This window comes from Mesorhizobium sp. L48C026A00 (genome assembly GCF_000502375.1).
Taxonomy (GTDB): domain Bacteria; phylum Pseudomonadota; class Alphaproteobacteria; order Rhizobiales; family Rhizobiaceae; genus Mesorhizobium; species Mesorhizobium muleiense.
On record NZ_AYWU01000097.1, the window covers coordinates 1 to 1,295 of the forward strand.

At 59.4% G+C, this 1,295-nt stretch carries 2 protein-coding genes; one reads left to right on the plus strand and one right to left on the minus strand.

Going from position 1 to position 1,295, the window contains the following annotated elements:
• A partial coding sequence (gene istB / locus X738_RS80495) for an IS21-like element helper ATPase IstB (protein ID WP_023804284.1) occupies nucleotides 1–645 on the plus strand: 645 nt, incomplete at its 5' end.
• A 62-nt stretch (nucleotides 646–707) separates the two neighbouring features.
• Here istB and X738_RS85835 read toward each other — a convergent pair.
• Nucleotides 708–917, minus strand: a complete 210-nt coding sequence (locus X738_RS85835; protein WP_023804285.1) for a hypothetical protein — start codon at nucleotides 915–917, stop codon at nucleotides 708–710.
• Between the last annotated feature and the right edge of the window lie 378 nt (nucleotides 918–1,295).

Sequence of the window (1,295 nt, forward strand, 5' to 3'; positions counted from 1 at the left end):
CTCGTTATCCTTGGAAAAGAAGGCCGCGAGGCGACCATGCGCCGCCAGAAGCGTTTCGAGGCTCGCGCCAGGGCTGCCAAGCTTCGCCATGACGCGCAGATCGAGAATGCCGACTTCCGCGCCGCACGCGGCCTCGACCGCAATTTGTTCATGGCGCTTGCCGGCTGCGGCTGGATCAGAAAGCATCACGGTCTTCTTGTCACCGGGCCAGCCGGCGTAGGCAAAAGCTGGCTTGCCTGCGCTCTTGGCCACCAGGCCTGCCGCGAAGACTTCTCAGTCGCCTACCACCGGCTTCCCCGGCTGTTCGCCGCCCTCGCGCTCGCAAGAGGCGACGGGCAATACGGCAGGATCCTCAAATCTCTTGCCAGGACCGACCTGCTGATCCTTGATGACTGGGGACCGGAAAAACTCAATGACGACCAACGCCGCGATCTCCTGGAGATCATTGAGGATCGCTACGAACGACGCTCAACCATCGTCACAAGTCAGGTGCCCGTGGATCGCTGGTGGGAAATTATTGCAAACCCAACTTTGGCCGACGCCATCCTGGATCGCCTCGTTCACAACGCCTATCGCATCGATCTCACCGGTGAAAGCATGCGAAAACAGCGCCCGCCAATCGTCCCCGAAAACACCGAAGCTTGACCTGAAACAAAACCCAACCCAAACATCAACGAGACCCAGGATCAGTCCGAAACTGGCCGCCTTCAAATCGGAAGGGTGGCCGGAATGAAATCGGAATGACTGGCCGGCTTCAAATCGGAATCGGTGGCCGGCTTCATCGGAATACGCAGCGGATCGGCTACGATTGTCGAATGCGGCTCCCGAAGATGCTGGACTTCGGAACGGGCATCGACGCCAACGAGCTGTGGGTTGCCCAACAGGGGTACTGGCACCACCGACAAGGTAGCGATCAATGACTGGTTCGCCGGGCCACCGCGCCCGCTGCAAAAGTCTGCGACGACTTTGGTGCCTGTCGGAATTTTCCATGGCCTGGACAGTACGCTAAGCAGCGGCCACGTTCGTCGCGGACAAAGGGCGATAGGTATGTTTGGAAGGGATAGGTGCTGAGGCCGCTTGCGAGCATGATCAGCCAGATCATTATGGATTGCGGGTTGCTGATGGCGCGCAGACGCTCCTTCATGCCGGAACGGTCAGAGCCCGCAATATCGGCCCCTGTCTTAACTGGCGCCTCCAGGACGCGATGGCGAAACAGGTAGAAGGCCTAATCGATGGGGTGGACGCCCCCTAACGGCATCACAATGTGCCAAGGTAGCGGTGTCGAAACGTTGCTA